General features: G+C 61.2%; 16 protein-coding genes. 4 read left to right on the top strand and 12 right to left on the bottom strand.

Annotation, left to right across the window (positions count from 1 at the left end):
- Positions 1 to 59: 59 nt before the first annotated feature.
- Both CCGE531_RS22500 and CCGE531_RS22495 read right to left on the bottom strand, forming a co-directional pair.
- Positions 60 to 584, bottom strand: coding sequence for a DUF992 domain-containing protein (locus CCGE531_RS22500; RefSeq protein WP_120667932.1), 525 nt, complete (start codon positions 582 to 584; stop codon positions 60 to 62).
- Positions 585 to 829: 245 nt separating this feature from the next.
- Positions 830 to 2,077: an adenylate/guanylate cyclase domain-containing protein gene (locus CCGE531_RS22495; RefSeq protein ID WP_120667930.1), complete on the bottom strand. Its 1,248-nt coding sequence runs from the start codon at positions 2,075 to 2,077 to the stop codon at positions 830 to 832.
- Between the two features lie 225 nt (positions 2,078 to 2,302).
- On the opposite strand from CCGE531_RS22495, the gene CCGE531_RS22490 reads away from it, so the two are divergent.
- Positions 2,303 to 2,899 carry a nucleoside 2-deoxyribosyltransferase gene (locus tag CCGE531_RS22490; RefSeq protein ID WP_120667928.1) on the top strand — a complete coding sequence of 199 codons (597 nt, stop codon included), beginning with the start codon at positions 2,303 to 2,305 and terminating at the stop codon, positions 2,897 to 2,899.
- Between the two features lie 49 nt (positions 2,900 to 2,948).
- Here CCGE531_RS22490 and CCGE531_RS22485 read toward each other — a convergent pair whose 3' ends face one another.
- The 8 genes from CCGE531_RS22485 to CCGE531_RS22450 all read right to left on the bottom strand — a co-directional run bounded on the left by CCGE531_RS22485 (position 2,949) and on the right by CCGE531_RS22450 (position 12,177).
- A complete protein-coding gene (locus tag CCGE531_RS22485) occupies positions 2,949 to 3,725 on the bottom strand; it encodes a PhnD/SsuA/transferrin family substrate-binding protein (protein WP_120667926.1) in 777 nt (258 codons plus the stop codon).
- A gap of 45 nt (positions 3,726 to 3,770) precedes the next feature.
- Positions 3,771 to 4,775, bottom strand: coding sequence for an ornithine cyclodeaminase family protein (locus CCGE531_RS22480; protein WP_120667924.1), 1,005 nt, complete (start codon positions 4,773 to 4,775; stop codon positions 3,771 to 3,773).
- A gap of 114 nt (positions 4,776 to 4,889) precedes the next feature.
- Complete coding sequence (gene hutH, locus CCGE531_RS22475) at positions 4,890 to 6,407, bottom strand: histidine ammonia-lyase (RefSeq protein WP_120667923.1); 1,518 nt, start codon at positions 6,405 to 6,407, stop codon at positions 4,890 to 4,892.
- A 293-nt stretch (positions 6,408 to 6,700) separates the two neighbouring features.
- Entirely contained in the window at positions 6,701 to 7,447 is a 747-nt protein-coding gene (locus CCGE531_RS22470; RefSeq protein ID WP_015343065.1) for an ATP-binding cassette domain-containing protein, read from the bottom strand.
- Complete coding sequence (locus tag CCGE531_RS22465) at positions 7,440 to 8,504, bottom strand: ribose ABC transporter (protein ID WP_120667921.1); 1,065 nt, start codon at positions 8,502 to 8,504, stop codon at positions 7,440 to 7,442. Before CCGE531_RS22465 ends, CCGE531_RS22470 begins: the two co-directional genes overlap by 8 nt.
- Before the next feature lie 109 nt (positions 8,505 to 8,613).
- Entirely contained in the window at positions 8,614 to 9,603 is a 990-nt protein-coding gene (locus tag CCGE531_RS22460; RefSeq protein ID WP_120667919.1) for a substrate-binding domain-containing protein, read from the bottom strand.
- A 227-nt stretch (positions 9,604 to 9,830) separates the two neighbouring features.
- Complete coding sequence (locus tag CCGE531_RS22455) at positions 9,831 to 11,243, bottom strand: ROK family protein (protein WP_120667917.1); 1,413 nt, start codon at positions 11,241 to 11,243, stop codon at positions 9,831 to 9,833.
- Positions 11,236 to 12,177 (bottom strand): tagatose-bisphosphate aldolase, encoded by a 942-nt coding sequence (locus CCGE531_RS22450; RefSeq protein WP_120669325.1) that lies wholly within the window; start codon positions 12,175 to 12,177, stop codon positions 11,236 to 11,238. The genes CCGE531_RS22455 and CCGE531_RS22450 overlap by 8 nt, the downstream gene beginning before the upstream one ends.
- Positions 12,178 to 12,406: 229 nt before the next feature.
- On the opposite strand from CCGE531_RS22450, the gene CCGE531_RS22445 reads away from it, so the two are divergent.
- Positions 12,407 to 13,327 carry a sugar-binding domain-containing protein gene (locus CCGE531_RS22445; RefSeq protein WP_120667915.1) on the top strand — a complete coding sequence of 307 codons (921 nt, stop codon included), beginning with the start codon at positions 12,407 to 12,409 and terminating at the stop codon, positions 13,325 to 13,327.
- Positions 13,327 to 13,989 (top strand): HAD-IA family hydrolase, encoded by a 663-nt coding sequence (locus tag CCGE531_RS22440; RefSeq protein WP_120667913.1) that lies wholly within the window; start codon positions 13,327 to 13,329, stop codon positions 13,987 to 13,989. Before CCGE531_RS22445 ends, CCGE531_RS22440 begins: the two co-directional genes overlap by 1 nt.
- Before the next feature lie 40 nt (positions 13,990 to 14,029).
- Here the strand turns inward: CCGE531_RS22440 and CCGE531_RS22435 are convergent, their stop codons facing one another.
- A complete protein-coding gene (locus tag CCGE531_RS22435) occupies positions 14,030 to 15,271 on the bottom strand; it encodes an FAD-dependent oxidoreductase (protein ID WP_120667912.1) in 1,242 nt (413 codons plus the stop codon).
- The gene (locus CCGE531_RS22430; RefSeq protein ID WP_120667910.1) at positions 15,268 to 15,585 is read right to left on the bottom strand and encodes a MocE family 2Fe-2S type ferredoxin; all 318 of its coding nucleotides are present in this window, start codon (positions 15,583 to 15,585) and stop codon (positions 15,268 to 15,270) included. The genes CCGE531_RS22435 and CCGE531_RS22430 overlap by 4 nt, the downstream gene beginning before the upstream one ends.
- A 196-nt stretch (positions 15,586 to 15,781) precedes the next feature.
- On the opposite strand from CCGE531_RS22430, the gene CCGE531_RS22425 reads away from it, so the two are divergent.
- Complete coding sequence (locus CCGE531_RS22425; RefSeq protein ID WP_120667908.1) at positions 15,782 to 16,819, top strand: LacI family DNA-binding transcriptional regulator; 1,038 nt, start codon at positions 15,782 to 15,784, stop codon at positions 16,817 to 16,819.
- Positions 16,820 to 16,845 lie beyond the last annotated feature (26 nt).

The following is a 16,845-nucleotide window of genomic DNA, read 5'->3' as shown; positions in this document are numbered from 1 at the left end:
GGCCGCTCCAGCGCCAGGCGGGAGCGGCCATATCATGCAAAAAGGCTGTGGCCGAAAGCTCACTCGGCCGAAGTCAGCGTAACCGACGTGCCGGTCGCAGCAAGGTTCAGGCCGAGCTGACCTGTCACGCTTACGGTCTGAAGATGGATCGAGCCAGAGGTGCCGCCAACGAGAATGTTGGTGCCGACACCGGCACCGACCGTCGCTTCAACGGTGGCACCCTGATAAAGGCCGCTCAGAGAACCATGATGATAGCCGGCTGTCGGCGCGAAGACCAACCAGACAAGCCGGCTGCGGGTCGTAAAGCCGAGATCTACACCCATCTTCCTGATCGCGCCGGTATAGTGATCGATGCGCTCGCGTCCGACCGTCGAATGGAAGGTGCAATCCACCTCCTTGGCCGAGCCGAGCACATAGCCGACACCGCCGCCGATTTCGCATTCGAGATAGCCGATTTTTACCCCATTGCGCTGGTCTGGCTCTTCTTCGCGATAGGTCGTCGGCATATCCGCCGCCCGTGCCACCGCTACGCCCGCAACGATCAATGATGCTGCTGAAAACGCCAGGGTCAAAATTTCTCTCATCTGTTTTCTCCTTGTCAGAGTATTATGGGTGGCAGGCACCCTCGTCGTCGAGCCGATAGAATCAACCCTTACTAAACGTACGTACGCGCAGAACGATCCCAAAAATAAGGCGGCTATCGTCATGATCCACTTCACAATATAGAGAACTCGATCCGCAGCGGCACCCCCGACCATTTCACGTTTTGCAACCGACTGAGTCGCGCCGCATCAAATCGCCGCTCCGCCAAGGGATTTGTCCTCGGCGATCAGCTAGGTTGCCGCGGCGTTTCCTTTGCCGCGAAGGCGTAGACATCGACCGGCTCGCCGAGACCCTTGAGAGGGAAGGAGCCGAGGCTTTCCATATCGCGCCGGCATGCGGCCATATCGACGAATGCCTTTGACAGCAGCACGGGCCGCTTGACCTCCTTGGTCAATGATTCCAGTCGCGAGGCAATATTGACGGCCGGGCCGATGACGGTGAAATCAAGACGGGTGCGCGAGCCGATATTGCCATACATGACATCGCCGACATGCACTCCGACGCCGTAGCGCAGCACTTCGCGGCCATGCTTGCGGTTTTCCTCGTTGAGCGCTGCCACGGCCGCCTGCGCCTCGCTGACGGCGAGAAGAAGATTGTGACATGCATTGGGATCGCTCAACGGAAAGATGGCGAGCAACCCGTCACCCATGAATTTGAGAATCTCACCGCCACGCTTTTCGATCGGCTCGACCATGGCATCGAAATAGCCGTTGAGCAGTTCGATGACATCGTCGCGCGGCCACATATCGGAAATGGTGGTGAAGTCGCGAAGATCGCAGATAAGAATGGCCGCGCCCACCGTAGCGCCGCTTCCGCGTGTCGTTGCGCCTGCCAGGATCTGTTCGCTGGCATGCGGACCGACATAGGTGCGCAACAGCGTGCGCGCCATGATGTTCTTCAACCTGATCTCGGTCACCATGGTCAGGGCCGGAAGCAGATCCCTCAGGACAGTGATATGCGCTTCGGTGAAGCCGCCCGGCATATCCGTGGCGAAGGTGACGATATGGCGCTTGCCAAGCGTGTGATAGATCGGCCAGGCGATATAGTCGGTCAATCCCTCCGCATGTAGTTCCCTATATAGCGGATAGGCAAACTGATTCCCGTCGGAAACCTCGAGATTTTGGCGGACCTCGATTGCGCCGCTGAAGATTTCGTTGATCGGGCTTGCCAGAAACTGCGGAGTCTTGTCGGTCCCGTAGCTGAACGTCGCAATATCGCCTTCTTTCATACCCGTGCGCCAGAGGATCCGTGCGCCGGCCCATTGCGGATGCAGCGTCCTGAAATGCATGGTCGATCGCGCGACTGGAATCCCAGCGGCCAGCAGTTTCTCGCATAGTTCGACGAGGATGTTGTCGATGAAACGCTGGTCGCGCACATCATTCATCAGCCAATCGAGAATCTTGCTTTGCTTTGTCGGCCAGATCCCGAGGTCATCATGTGATGAATCGGCAATTGCCTCGATGGAAGATTGCATTTCCTTATACCCCACAAATTCCGTCACGTGTCACAGGTCGTCGGCGCCATTCGATCCGAGCGCGACTATACGCGCCTCGCCAGCGACCGGGAAACGGCAATCGCCTCTATTTCGCGATTTCGTAAATTATGTTTCCGGCTATGGCAGAAGAGGCTTAAATCGGCCATAGGCTTCATATGGTCCCGCAATTCCCGCGGTGCAATATCATGTCGAGAGGCAAAGCTATTGAGAGCATATTTGGCAGGCCCCGAAGTCTTTCTTCCCAACGCAAGGGAAATCCTCGATCGCAAGATCGCATTGGCTCGCAGCTACGGATTTACACCGGTTTCGCCCGGTGATCTGGTGGCGCCGGAGACGGAGACGCGCCGGCAGCGGGGTCTTGCCATCAGCGCGATCAACGAGAAACTGATGTCGAGCGCCGATCTCATCATCGCCAACCTGACGCCGTTTCGCGGTATTGCGGCGGATGTCGGCACAGCGTTCGAACTCGGCTTCATGTGTGCACGCGGCTGCCCGGCATTCGCCTTTTCCAATTGCACCGAGAGCCATTTCGAGCGTGTGAGCAGACTTTACAATGGCGACGTTCGTCTCGGTCCGGACGGACGCCATCGCGGTCCCGACGGGCTGGCGCTGGAAAATTTCGACATGGCCGACAATCTGATGCTCGACGGCGGCATTGCGGCACGCGACGGCATCATCATTACGCGTCAGGTCGCGGCGGATCAGCTCTTTTTGGACCTGACGGCGTTCGAGGAATGCCTTCGCGTCGCTGCCGGCAAATTATTGAAGCAGGCCGCCAGCACGGAATGTGCAGCCTATTGATTGTTTGCTTTCGCTGGATCAGTGAAAGCAGCGGATGCTCATTCGAACTTCACCACGTCCCGAGAGCTTCATCGACAGCGCGCGCTCGCGCAGGCAGCCGCTCATATGCTGCAATATCCGGTTCCGCGAACGCAGCTAGGCCGAGTGACGCAAGGATATCGCGCCCCTCCGGGTCCTGGTGCGCGCCAAGGAGAGTGGTACGAAGCGCCGCGACGATTTCGGGAGATTGCTGTCGAGAGGCAATAAGCAGAGGAAAGGGCGCCGGCTTCGTCGTGGCGATGACCCGCAATGATGCAATCATTTCCGGCTCGTGCATCTCCAAAAGCTGGTAGGCATAGGCGTCGATCGCGCCGACATCGACGGCGCCTGAGCGGATCGCCTCGACGACGCCGCGCGGGTTGAGGAGCGGACCGAAGGTCTCGGTCGCCGCCCGTCCGCCGGCAAGTGCTGCAAAGAATTCGCGTGGCGCATTGTAGCCTGATTGGGAGTCCCGCACGGTCCAGCCCCAGCGCGCCGTCGCAAGATCGGCATCGGCGAGCGGCCTGTCACGGGCGGCAACGATATGGCTGGCATAGAGAGGCTGCCCGTGTGCCCAATCCGCCAGCGAAACAGGCGCTGCGAGCGGCAGCGGGCGTTCTGCTTTCGCAAGCCTGGAGAACGGAAAGCCGCACATGAAGACGGCTCCCATATCCGGGCGCGCCCATAGCTCGGATAGAGGCGCCGGAGCGGCATGGGCTATGACCTCAAGCTCGACATCAGACCGATCCGCGAGCCAATGAAAGAAGCGGTCCCAAAGCCCTGATATCTTCGGGCTCAGATTGTACATTCGCGAGCAGGCAACGGCGGGGGCGGGAGATATCGTCATGGCTCGTCACGCGAACCGAAGGCGTTGGCCGATATTCATGCGTTTTGCTTTTTCGACCATCGCCGCGCCAAGCGCGACATCGGTCGTGCTGAGCCCGCGATGCCAGAAGAGGATGGTCTCGTCATCGCTTTCGCGGCCGGGCTTGGCGCCGCAAACGATCTGGCCGATCTCGGCATGCAGCGTTTCGGCCGTCACCTTGCCCTCATCGACATGACGGCGCAGCGCGCCGAAGGGGCGACCGGGGCCGCATTGCCCCCAATCATCGACCACCACCTTGTCCATGATATCGGTCAGGTCGAATTCGAGCGCGCTCATCGTGCCGTAGGGCACGACGAAGGCGCCTTTCTTGACCCATGCGGTCTTGAAGAGCGGCGTCGGCTCCGGCAGGCGGCTTGCCTCGATCATAATGTCGGCGCCTTTCAGGCAATCCTCCCAATTATCAGTCACGATGATCTTCTTGCCGAGATCCTTTTCCAGCCGCGCGGCGAAGGCGTCCCGGCTTTCCGGACGGCGCGAATGCACGCGGATCTCGTCGAAATCGAAGATGTGATCGAGCAGTCGCACGTTCCAGTAGGAGGTGCCGCGCGCGCCGATATGGCCGAGGACCTTGCTGTCCCTGCGGGCGAGATGGCGCGCGCCGATGGCCGTGACGGCGCCGGTGCGCATATCGGTAATCGCGGTCGCATCGATGATGGCCTTCGGCACGCCGGTGCGCGGATCGAACAGGTTGAGGACCGCCATTTCCGAGGGCAGGCCCTGCTTGTAGTTGTCAACGAAATCACCCACAACTTTGACGCCGGCATAATCGAGCGGTTTCACATAACCGCGCAACACATTGAAATGGCCCTTGTCTGAGCTTTCAGGGACGAGATGGACACGAGGCTCGATGACCGTTTCGCCGCGCCCTTGCGCATCGAGCGCCTTGGTCACCGCGTCAAGAATTTCATCGTTGGAAAGCGCCAGGGCTTTCGTATCGATGGCGTTCAGATAGTCGATCCAGATTTCCTGCATTGCCGTTCTCCAGGCCTTTCACCGGCCGCGCCGGTCTATCGAATGATGCGGGCCGCATGGGCGACCTGCGAAAAAGCAAGGCGACGGGCGCGGACCACCCTGCCGCCATACCGATCAGGAAGCGGCCTCCTTGGCGTCGGCCCTCATGATGAACTCCGATAGCCTCTGAAAATCAGGCCCCTGCGCGCGGTCTTCCTCAAGCGGCGGAACCAGTTCGCGCACTTTGCGATAGGCGCGCAGCGTCCCGCTACCGAGCTCGCCCACCATACCGCGCAGATCAACGGCCTGGGCCGATGTGACAAGCTCGATGGCGACGAGATAGCGCAGCCGCTCGATCATGGCTTCGATCTTCGACAGGACGCTCGGCGCCATCGACGCCTGATCCTCGACGCCGTCCGCGACCGGAATAGGCGTGAGCGAGACCGGAATAGCCAGATGGCGTATCTCGGCTTCGAGTGCCGAGACCGTTTTCTGCACGGTGGCAAAACCCGTTCTGCTCTGTCCGAGCGGCGTCAGGAATCGTGGCAGCTCCGACATGCCTGATGACATGATCTTCATGGTTCGATAGGCGATCCCTGCCGCACAATGGGCGATTGCCTGGCCGAGCCGCTCCCATGCGAGAACGAAGGCCGTCATGTCGAAATTGCCATGCGACAGGATAAGCCCTTCCTCGGCCAGCACGACGGGATTGTCACCGGAACTGGCAAGTTCGATCTCGGTTGCGGCTCGCGCCTCGCCGATCGCATGGAGGAGGGCGCCCCACACCTGGGGAGCGCAGCGATAGCTCAAGGGATCCTGCAGGCGCCGCGCCGCGCCATCGATACGAAGAGAACTTCCGGAAAGCAGCTCGCGAAGCCTTGCCGCCGCCTCGCGCTGGCCGAAGGCCGGCCTTGCTGCCAGCGCCCAGTCGTCGAAGGCCGAGACGTTCGCTCGGAATGCCTCGAAGTTCAGGGCGACCGCCGCAAGCGACCAATCAAACAGCCGCTCGATATCCTCGATACACAGGCAGGCCTTTCCGACCGACAGGCTGTTGGCGACCACGAGCACATGGCCATCCTTCGGCGCGATCGGCAGGGGTTTCAGACCAGCTTTCGCGAGAGCATCCAGCGCCGGCATCACCGTGCCACCCACCTCCGCCTCGCCATCCCCCAACAAGGCCCGTGCCATATGCGCCAACGGCGCAAGGTCGGCAGCACCGATCGAGCCGAGCGATGGCACGACCGGGTGAAAGCCGGCATTCAGCGCGGCGACGAGGCCGGCGAAAACCGGGAGCGACACGCCGGAGCCGCCGGCTGCCATCCCGGCGATACGGGCGGCCATCATTGCCCTTACGGCTTCGCGCGGCAGCGCCGCCCCGACCCCGACTGCACGGGCCTGCGGCACGCGCAATTGGAAAGCGACGAGGTCGTCGTTGGCAAGGCGGGTGTCGACACCCGCACCCAATGCTGTCGTCAAACCATAAACAGGCCGGTCGGCCGCAAGATAGCGTTCCACGACCGCGCGGGCGGCGGCGATCTTGTCTTCGACGTCAGGTGAAATCGCGATTGTGGCGTTGCGCCGCGCGATTGCAGCAATATCGCTCACCGTCGGGCGCGCTCCGGTGAAGGATACGATATTGTCCGTCCTGCTCATTCCCGCTTGCCTCCAAGACGTGCGCTCGGTTTCCCGCGATCTTCGCCGGAACGTTCTTCCAGTCGATATTGGTCGTCGGAGTAGGTAGATACCACGCATAGCACGGCAGATGGCCAGCAACAGTCATATCGATTGGAGAACACCGCTATCTCATTGCGAGGCATATTCGGCTCGGACACAAGCCCAAGCATCGCCAGCGACCATCGAAGGACGCTGACGCAAACAAACAAGGGATCGCGCTGACATGTTGTCGCGATCACCTTGTTTTAAACGGAGGCTGTTTGGATGACGGGTTACCCGCCGATCATGAGCCGGACGACTTCTTCATGATTTGTGTCGGCGATGTTGCGCTCACCGGCCACGATCCCGCGCCGCAGGACGACGATGCGGTCGGAGACCGCGAAAATATCCTGCAGATTGTGCGAGATGAAGATGACGCCGCGCCCCTGCGCCTTCAGCGATTTGATCAGGGCCACGACCTTGCGCTGTTCCGGCACGCCGAGGGCGGCCGTCGGCTCATCCATGACGAGGATGCGGGCATTCCAGTAGACCGCACGGCCGATCGCGACCGCCTGGCGCTGGCCGCCGGAGAAATTGCTGACGGGCGCATCGAGCCGCTTCACGTGAAAGTCCAGTTCGGCCATCGTCTTGCGCGCCGCTTCCGCCATGGCCTTCCGGTCCAGGACCGGCAGGAAGCCGAAGAGCTTCTTCATCGGTTCGCGCCCGAGGAAGATGTTGGAGCCGATCGTCAGATTGTCGGCCAGCGCCAGATCCTGGTAGATCGTCTCGATGCCTTTCTCGCGCGCATCCTGCGGCGATGAGAAGGTGACGGGCTTGCCTTCGATCAGGATTTCGCCCGCCGTTGGCGGATAGACGCCGGAGATCGCCTTGATCATCGTCGTTTTGCCCGCCCCGTTATCGCCGGCAAGAGCCACGACTTCACCGGGTCGGACGACCATGGAGCAATTGTCGAGGGCACGTACCGCGCCGAAATAACGCGAGAGATTGCGGACCTCGAGGAGGGGAGTTGCGCTATTCATCCTGTTTCGCTCCGCTGAACCGGCGCTGTGCCTGGTCGATGAGTACCGAAATGATGATGACGATGCCGACCGCAATGAACTGCCAGAACGGCTCCACATTCATGAAGACGAGGCCGTACTGGATGACGGCGATGACAAGAGCGCCGGCGATGGTGCCGATGATCGTACCGGAGCCGCCGAACAGGCTCGCGCCGCCGATGACGACGGCGGCCACGCTATCGAGCAGCAGGGGCTCGCCGGCCTGGGCCGCACCCGCAGTGAAACGGGCCGCATAGAGCGCACCGCCCAAGCCCGCGCAGACGGCCGAGAGAATATAGAGCCGCAGCAAGTGGGACTTGATGTCGATGCCGGCGCGGCGCGCGGCCTGCGCATTGGCGCCGATGGCATAATTATGCTGGCCGAAGCGGGTCTGGCTCAGCAGGTAATGCATGATCACCACGAAGACCAGCGTGACGATGACGAGATAGGGCACGCCGTAGAACCGCCCGTTGCCGAGCTCCGCGAAATAGGAATTCTTGACCGGCACGGTGGTGCCCCCGGCAATCAGGAAGGCCGTGCCGCGCGCGACGCCGAACATGCCAAGCGTGCCGATGAACGGCGGAACCTTGAGACGGGAAATCAAGAGACCGTTGATGAAGCCGGGTACGGCGGCTGCCAGCATGGCGACGAGAATGCCGAATATCATCGCTATCGGCAGGGGCATGTAGAGACCGGCGATATTGGCGATGTGTGCCGCAACGACGGCGGCAAGCCCCATGATGAAGCCGGTCGACAGATCGATGCCGCCGGAAATGATGACAAAGGTCTGCCCGATCGCCAGCAGCAGCGGCGCCACAGCGAAGACTGCGACGGACTGCCAGTTGAAGCTCGAGCCGACGAATGTGCCGCCAAAATCGATCCGCGCCCAGATCTCGAAAGAGACGATCAGTGCGGCAAGAAAGAGCCATGCGCGCAATTGCGCGATGCGGTTTAGGATGGTTTTTGCCTGGTCGCCGTGGTCCGCCTGAGGCGCCACGTGATGATCCGCCTTGCGGACCTCTGCATTGTCGATTGTCATGGACTGGTCCAAACTGAAGCGTTGAAGGCGCGAAGATTACGGCGCCGTTCGCTCAATCATCGTTGGATGATGTGCCTCGCCATTCGGCGAGGCACAGACTATCCCCGAATTAATCGGAGTAGATGAACTTCGCGACTTTCTTGTCGGTGACGTTCGATTTGTCGATGACCGTGAAGCCGGTGCCGATCGCCGTCGGGATCGAATTACCGGTCAGGTGCGCATAGGCTGCCATCACGCCGAAATAGCCGATTTCAGCCGGGTGCTGCGCGATCGCCAGATCGACGAGCCCGGAGTTGATGTTGTCGATGATCGACGTCGGCGCATCGAAGGCGACCACGCGGATTTTGCCCGTCTGGCCGGCCTGCTGCACGCCGTTGGCGGCACCAAGTGCGGAGAACAGATTGGCCCCGAAGACGCCATCGAGATCGGAGTTGCGGGCAAAGACCGCCTGCAGCTGCGATGCAGCCTTGTTGGCGTCGTCGTCGTTATACTGCGTCTCCAGAACGGTGATGTTCGGATACTTCTTCATTTCCTCCTTGAAGCCTTGCTCGCGCTGGTCGGTGGTCGAGATGCCAGGCTTGACGTTGGAAACGTAGACCTTGCCCTTTTCGCCGACTGCCTTTGCCAGCGCGCGTGCGGCGATCGCGCCGCCGAGCAGGTTGTCGGAAGCGATGTAGGCCAGCGGAAAATCGGCATCGCCTTTGCCGGTCTGGTAGACACCGGTGCCGATGAAGGTATCGACGGTGATGATCGGGATGCCGGCATCCGCGGCCTTCTTGAGCGGCTGGACCAGCTGATCCTTGTCGGTCGGGGCGATGAGGATCGCGTCGGGCTTCTTGGCGATCACCGCGTCAAGAACCGGAACCTGCGTCACCGGGTTGAAATCGGGGCCGCCTTGAAACACCAGCGTCGCGCCGATGGCCTTGGCCGCGGCCTCGGCGCCCTTGCGCATGGTGATGTAGAAAGCATCGGTCGTCAGGCCTGGAATAAGGGCAATCGTAAACTTCTTGTCTGCAGCTTTGGTGGTGCCGGCGACAGCCGCAATACCCGTAGCGAGCGATGCCACGGCCGAAGCCTTCAGAAATGAGCGGCGCTCCATAATTTTCCTCCTCTTGAAGCCGAACCTCCCCTGTCCGGCACAGCGATAATCAGTGGGTTACCGCAGCACGTCAAGTAATTTTTTTCTGCAAGGAATTTCCTTTATCCAATTGATATACTTAAGCAATTCGATATTGACAACAATACCAATATACGCCGCGGGACATAGCGTCGCACGACGGTCGGCATTATCTGGCATTTATGCCGTCCATCCGGACGGGGCTCACATTATTCGCGGTTGAATACGCGCCAAACCCAGGCCAGGATCGCGTCCATGTCCGGCTCTTTCGTCTGGTCGACCGTCATCACGGCACCGCAGCCCATCGGCTCGGCACGGTCGGCAAGCACCATCAGTTCCTGCACATATTCCGCACCAGGATGACCTGGCAATCGATCCTGAAGCCGGCTGGCGTAACGCTCGCCCGCGACCGATCCCGGCACCTTGCACCAAAGCTCGGCGACATGCCCGACCTTCGCAGCGTCGATATAGCTTTCGAGCTGCGCTTTCGGCTGAAAACCGAACCAGGCATCGATGATGAATGTCGAGTTTGCCGGAGCTTCGGCGATGAAGGACCAGATCGCCTGGTAGCTCGCCTTTCCCAAGGTCCGGTTGAAGTCGCGATCGACTGGTCCGATATGCTGAAGGAACGGATTCTTGATACAATCGAGGGACAAGACCGGCCAACCGGTTTGCTCAGACAAAGCCTTGGCAAGGCGGCTTTTACCGGAGGCCGGCACGCCATTGACCAGGACGACCCGCTTTCCCTGCGGCGGGGCATCGGCAGCGAAAATCGACAGGCCCGCGCCGATCACGCCGGCATCGTCGGCGAGTTTCGCCGGCAATATTGCGGGGCAGAACCATGGCGCGGCGGCCGGCAGGTCCGCAAGCGCGCGCGCCGCGGCGCAGCCGAGCCCGCCGCCAAGCAGGATGACTTCGGGATCCATCGTCGCCGCGATATTGTCGAGCGCAGCCCGCAGGGGGATTGCCCATTGGCGCAATACGCACATCGCCGCATCATTTCCCTCGGCCGCCATGCTGAAAATTTCGCCGATCGTCACGACGGACAATCCCGCTTCGGCGATGTGGCGGCGTAGCGCGGTTCCGGAACTGAAGGTTTCGACGCAACCGCGCCTGCCGCAGGGGCAGGGCGGACCGTCCTGAGACACACAGATGTGGCCGAGCTGACCTGCGGCCCTATGCCCATGATAGATGCGCCCGGCATGGGCGACAGCGCCGCCGATACCCGTTCCGATCGTCAGCATCGCAACATTTTGAAAGCCCTTGGCACCGCCGATCCGCATTTCGGCGATCAGCGCCATGCTGCAATCATTCTCGATGAGGACAGGCTTTCCGAAAGCTTCCTCGAGCCGCTGCACGAAGTCGAGGCCGGCGAGGTTGAGGATGCCGCCCGACAGGATCTCGCGGCTGGCGACATCGACCCGCCCGGGTATGCCGACGCCGACCCCTGAGACTTCGGGCGCGTCGAGCTCGCGCGCCATTGCGACGACGCGCTCGAGTACCTGCAAGGGATCGGCCGGGGTGCGTTCCGACAGTTTGGCAAGAATCTCGCCGCGAGCGGAGACGAGGGCAGCACGGATATTCGTGCCGCCGATATCGACGCCGATGGCGATGTCAGCCATTGGCGCGATGCCTTTGATCAGCGCCGTGCGCGCCCGTGCCCTTGAAGTGCGTCGCGATGACGGCCTGGATTTCGCGAAGCCTTGGCACCGCGACCGATTCCAGTCGATCTTTGGTGACCGCGCGGTCGAGCGAGATGCAATCCTTCCACAGCGAGCGGCCGGCGATAACGCCCGAAGCGCCGTTGCGCATGGCATCCTCGACCTGTGTCAGGAAGGTCGCATGGTCGACGCCAGCCGAGAGCACCGCCCATGGCACGTCGCTCGAAAGACGCGTGACTTCGGCACAGGCTTCCGACGAGCCCGGATAGGGGATCTTCAAGACCTTCGCGCCGAGATCCAGGCAGATCTTGCTGCCGCCGACGATCAAAGACGGCAGCTTGGCCTTAAACTCGGCCTCATCCTCATCTTCGAATTTGTAGGTCAGGAATTCGACGACGAGGAGAAGATCCTCGTGGGCGAAGTCTTCAATGCACTGCTTCAGGATCCGGATATTATGGACATTCGCCGCTTCCCGATCCGAGCGCAGGTAGACCATGATCTTGCCGCCGGTTGCCCCCAGCTGGCGCACGCGACGCGCCGAAATGCCAGGGACCAGCTTCGACAGGCGATAGCCTTCCGGCGAGGTATCCCAACCGGAAGCGTCGAGCCCGATCAGCAGCGCGGTGTCGCGCTGAAGGACGCGATCATCGACCAGCGCGGGCACGGCGCAGATCGGATCGACCAACACGCAGGATGCCTTACTTGCGAGGAACCGGGCGATATCGGCCTTCGTGTCCCCCAGCACCTGGTCGGAGATCCCCGCCTGTTCTGCCGGATCCTTGGCCAGGAGGCTGCGCATGCCGCCACGCTGGTCGCACGCAATCACCATCATGGCACCGTCGCTACCGCAAATCTGCTGGTAGCCGCGCATCTCCGCTGTCGTCAATTTCGTCATATGATCCTTCCTCCAGCCGTCGCGAAACGGCACCCATTCGGGCACGCCTTCTCCACTCCTCGAAGAGGGCATTGCTCTTGAAATTGAGGGCTCTTATGCGCGGTATAAACGTTGCGAAACCGGCTGTTTTGAGCGATAACTCCCTCAAGTGCCGTATATGTAACACATTGCAGAAAGGAATTTCAACCTGAATTCGTCTCAATCGCAGGAGGCTGCGGCAAATCGCGCTTTGCTGCATACGGTCGCCAAATTGCACTACCAGTCCGATATGTCGCAGGTGGATATCGCCAGAAAGCTCGGCCTATCGACTGCGACGGTTTCGCGATTGCTGCAGCGAGCCCGCGCGGTCGGGATCGTCCGGATCGAAGTGATCGATCTCTCGCCCGCGGAGGATCTAAGTGCCGCGCTGATCGACGGCCTGAAGCTACGCACGGCCGCGGTGATCGATACGCCGTCATCCAACGTACTGAGCGCGCTCGCCGCACCGGTCGGCTCGCTTCTGCAGCAGGCGGGCCTGCGTTCAGGCTCGACGCTCGGCATCGGCTGGGGAAGGGCGGTACGCGAGGTGACGTTGGCCGGCCTGCCGCAATCGCCCGGCATCGTCACGGTCGCGCTGAATGGCGGCATGCAGCAGGCAGCCCCACATTTCCAGATCAACGAATTCGTCCGCCAGGCGGCAGCCCAGATGGGCGGCGTGCCTCACTTCCTGCATGCGCCCTATATTTCCTCGGCCGAACTCCGGGATGCGTTTCTGGGCGACCCTACCGTGCAGCAGGTGACCTCCCTTTGGGACAGGTTGGATGCGGCGATCGTCGGCGTCGGATTGACTCATGCCGCAAACCCTTCGGAGACGGCGCTGCCGGGAGAAAAGGCGCTGAGCCACGCAGCCGGCGACGTCCTTCGCCACTATATCACCGAAGCCGGCGAAATCCTGCACTGGGACGGAGAAGAGGGCATGATCGCCGCCTCGCCCGAACAATTGCGCAAGGTGCCGCTCTGCATCGCGGTTGCGGCAACCCCCGGCAAGGCAAGCGGCATCATCGGCGCGGCGCGATCGGGGATGATCAATGCTTTGGTCACGGACGCCAATACCGCACAGGCCATTCTCGATCGCCTGTCGTCCAATCAGAAAACCGAGGATCGATCCTGATGCCCTTCGACGGCCGTACCTTCGGCGCCTTCCTGTTCGACATGGATGGAACCGTCCTGAATTCGATTGCGGTCGGCGAACGGGTCTGGACTGCATGGGCCGAAAAACGCGGCGTCGACGCCGTCAGCCTGCTCGCGACCGTTCACGGCCGCAAGGCGGTCGAGACGATCACCCGGCTAGGCCTGTCGGGGATCGATCCCGCCGAAGAGGCCAGGATCCTCACGCAGGCCGAAATCGATGACGTGGCCGGCGTCGAACCGATTGCCGGCGCCATCGACTTCTTGAAAAGCCTGCCGCCGGACCGGTGGGCGATCGTCACCTCCGCGCCGCGGGAGCTCGCCAGGGTTCGCCTTGAGGCGGCCGGTATTCCCTGGCCCTCGGTTCTGATCACCGGAGAGGATGTGCAGAATGGCAAGCCAGCGCCGGATTGCTTCATTCTGGCTGCAAAGATATTGGCGCAACCCATTGAAGATTGTCTCGTTTTTGAGGACGCACCTGCCGGAATAGAGGCAGCGGAAGCGTCTGGCGCTTCCGTGCTTGTCATCAGCGCGACCCATCGAACGCCGCTGTTCACGCGGCATCCGAATGTCGAGGATTACGATCGCCTTGCTCTGGATGTCGACCATACCGGCGTTCTGGGTCTGACAGGAAAGATCACCTGAGCTCAACTGCGGCCTGTTTTAGCTACGAAGCAGTTCGTGGCTAAGCCGCCCTTGGCAACAGGGATTTCAGATTCGCCTCCGCCGCCAAAGCCTCGATCGGCGGAATGACGCGCTTGGCAATCAGCATCTCGCTCAGCTTGATGTCCTTGGCAATTTTGTTGCCGGGACCGACGCCACTTGCTGCGACAAGTCGCTGTTCATCGTCGAGATGAAACAGGATGAAGGCGCCATCGCCAAGATCTCTGCGGACGACCAGTTGCCCTTCATCGACGAGGCCGGCGATCTGCAGCGTATGATCGTACTGGTCGGACCAGAAATAGGGAACGGCCTGATAGCTGCGCGCCGCGCCTGTCAGATTGGCGGCGGCAAGAATGCCCTGGTCCTGCGCATTGCGCCAGGCTTCGAGGCGCAGCCGGCGGCCGCCATAGAGCGGATGCGGAAATGAGCAGCAGTCGCCGGCGGCATAGATATCCGCGGCCGACGTCTCCAGGCGCTCGTTGACCGCAATGCCGTTATCGACCGCAATGCCGGCCTGAACGGCGAGCTCCGTGCGCGGCTGCGCGCCGATCCCGACGATCAGCACATCCGCCGAGACCTTATCCCCATCGGAAAGGGAAATGCCGACATGCCGTTCATCCGCTTCGATCCCGAGAACCGCGACGCCGCATTTCACGATGACGCCGTTGCGCCGATGCAGGGCTGTGATCGTTTCGGCGATCGGCTCCGGTACGCCGCGCTTGAGAATGCGCTCCTGCGACTCGATAACCGTCACCTTCGCGCCACGACTGCGCGCCGATGCCGCAACCTCCAGGCCGATGAAGCCGCCGCCAAGCACGGCTACATGCATATTAGCCCGGATATGGGAACGGAGCGCTAACGCATCGTCGATCGTCCGCAGATAGAGGATTCGGGAGCTGGCAGGCGCGTTCGGCAATCGCCGAGGGGTGGCACCCGTCGTCAGCAGCAATTTGTCGTAAGACAGTGCCCGGCCATTCGAGAGGATCACTTGCTTCCCCAAAGTGTCTATAGCGCTCGCCGATGCGCCGCTGACATGCCGGATCGCCCGCTCGGCGAGCATGATATCGCTGAGAACGATCGACGCCGGCCGCGCAGCCTCATCGAGCAGAACCTGCTTAGAAAGAGGTGGCCGCTCATAGGGGAGATGGACCTCGTCGCCGATAAGCGTGATCGCCTGCCGATAGCCATTCTCCCTCAGGCTCAACGCGGCGCGCGCGCCACATTCTCCGGCGCCGACGATGATAATGCCCGTATCGCCGCTCATGCGCCGATCCCGATCATGACGCGATCGCCTTCCACTTTGACCTGGTAGGTTTTCAGATTGATGCAGACCGGCGCGCCCCGTGCCTCGCCGGTCTTGTAGCTGAAGCGGCCATTGTGCTTCGGACACTCGACGATATCGTCCATGACCAGCCCATCGGCTAGATGGATCTTTTCATGGGTGCAAAGACCATCGGTCGCGAAATATTCGTCGTCGGGGCTTCGATAGATCGCGAAGGTTCTTCCGGCGTGATCGAAGCGGACAACATCCTCCTGATCGATTTCATCGGCAGCGCAGGCATCAACCCAATTCGTCATTTCTTCCTCCTCATTGCAGCAATCGCCAGGGCGCGAAAGCCTTGGGGCGTGAAAACCAATGTCTGACGTTGAGAGAAAGTTGACGTTGCGCCTTGATCGCGCTCCGTTTTCTCCTCCCGACTGGTTTTGAGCATGCGCGAGATAGGCCTTCACATTCCACGCCGATTATGATCATTTTTCCTCAAGGAGGAGCGGAATGAAGAAGGCCCGTCTGGTGGATATCGCGGCAGCCGCAGGCGTCGGCCTTGCAACGGTGGAACGCGTTCTCAACGAACGCGGAAGTGTCAAGCCGCAGACGGCGGAGAAGGTCGTGCTGGCCGCCAAGCGGTTGGGCTACAAGGGGATCATCCCGAGTCTTTATCGCGGCACGATCCGCATCGAAGTCATCCTAGTCAGGCCAGAGTCACCGTTCTTTGCCAGGCTCAACCGTGCCTTCGAGCGGATTGCCGCCTCACTGGACGGCTCGATCACGGTCCACCGGACCTTCGTCGAGGAGAGCGATCCCGAGAAGTTTGCCGCGCATATCGCCAATAGCAGCATTCGCCGGCACGGCTTGATCGTCACGGCGGTCGATCATCCGGCAATCCGCGAAAGTCTGCGAAAGGCCCGAGCCGCCGGTGTCGAGGTCGTCCAGATCGTCTCCTATCTCACCGGCCGGGATGACGTGTTTGTCGGTATCGACAATTATGCAGCCGGCCGAACCGCCGGCTTCTACATGTCGCGCATGCTGCGGCACGCGACGGGAAGCGTCGTCGCGATCTGTCATAGCTGGGCCTATCAGATCCACAGGGAGCGCATTCGCGGCTTCTCCGATTATCTCGGGTCCCATGGCAACTCCACCCTGCGATTTTCGGAGGTCGTGTTCGGCGGGGATGACGACGTGAAATCCGCCGAGATGATGACGCAGGCGCTGCTGCGCTGCCCGGATGTTGTCGGCGTTTACAATGCCGGCGGCGCCAATCTCGGTGTCGGCTCGGTGCTTCAGCGCTTTCAGGAGCAGCGGGGAAGGGAGCTCGTCTGGATCGCACATGAACTCAACGACGAAACGCGCCGCTTCATCGCTTCTGGGCTGATGACGCTCGTTCTCGATCAGGCGCCTGAAACACAAGCAAGGCGCGCCTTGGATACGATCCTATCGCGGATGGGAATTATCGATGTGCCTGTCAGTCAGGATCCCGTGCCATTCCTGACCTATACCGCCGAAAACATCGGCCTCACCTCAAGTCACCTATGAGTGACAATGCCGGAGCCCGCGGAAGG

Source organism: Rhizobium sp. CCGE531 (assembly GCF_003627795.1).
In the GTDB taxonomy this organism is placed as follows: Bacteria; Pseudomonadota; Alphaproteobacteria; order Rhizobiales; family Rhizobiaceae; genus Rhizobium.
This window is presented reverse-complemented; position numbering and strand designations above follow the sequence as displayed.

Excerpts from the sequence above, each read along its gene's own strand:
- CCGE531_RS22500 (WP_120667932.1), bottom strand. The coding sequence starts at position 584 with ATGAGAGAAATTTTGACCCTGGCGTTTTCAGCAGCATCATTGATCGTT.
- CCGE531_RS22495 (WP_120667930.1), bottom strand. The coding sequence starts at position 2,077 with ATGCAATCTTCCATCGAGGCAATTGCCGATTCATCACATGATGACCTC.
- CCGE531_RS22485 (WP_120667926.1), bottom strand. The coding sequence starts at position 3,725 with ATGTACAATCTGAGCCCGAAGATATCAGGGCTTTGGGACCGCTTCTTT.
- CCGE531_RS22480 (WP_120667924.1), bottom strand. The coding sequence starts at position 4,775 with ATGCAGGAAATCTGGATCGACTATCTGAACGCCATCGATACGAAAGCC.
- hutH (WP_120667923.1), bottom strand. The coding sequence starts at position 6,407 with ATGAGCAGGACGGACAATATCGTATCCTTCACCGGAGCGCGCCCGACG.
- CCGE531_RS22470 (WP_015343065.1), bottom strand. The coding sequence starts at position 7,447 with ATGAATAGCGCAACTCCCCTCCTCGAGGTCCGCAATCTCTCGCGTTAT.
- CCGE531_RS22465 (WP_120667921.1), bottom strand. The coding sequence starts at position 8,504 with ATGACAATCGACAATGCAGAGGTCCGCAAGGCGGATCATCACGTGGCG.
- CCGE531_RS22460 (WP_120667919.1), bottom strand. The coding sequence starts at position 9,603 with ATGGAGCGCCGCTCATTTCTGAAGGCTTCGGCCGTGGCATCGCTCGCT.
- CCGE531_RS22455 (WP_120667917.1), bottom strand. The coding sequence starts at position 11,243 with ATGGCTGACATCGCCATCGGCGTCGATATCGGCGGCACGAATATCCGT.
- CCGE531_RS22450 (WP_120669325.1), bottom strand. The coding sequence starts at position 12,177 with ATGACGAAATTGACGACAGCGGAGATGCGCGGCTACCAGCAGATTTGC.
- CCGE531_RS22440 (WP_120667913.1), top strand. The coding sequence starts at position 13,327 with ATGCCCTTCGACGGCCGTACCTTCGGCGCCTTCCTGTTCGACATGGAT.
- CCGE531_RS22435 (WP_120667912.1), bottom strand. The coding sequence starts at position 15,271 with ATGAGCGGCGATACGGGCATTATCATCGTCGGCGCCGGAGAATGTGGC.
- CCGE531_RS22430 (WP_120667910.1), bottom strand. The coding sequence starts at position 15,585 with ATGACGAATTGGGTTGATGCCTGCGCTGCCGATGAAATCGATCAGGAG.
- CCGE531_RS22425 (WP_120667908.1), top strand. The coding sequence starts at position 15,782 with ATGAAGAAGGCCCGTCTGGTGGATATCGCGGCAGCCGCAGGCGTCGGC.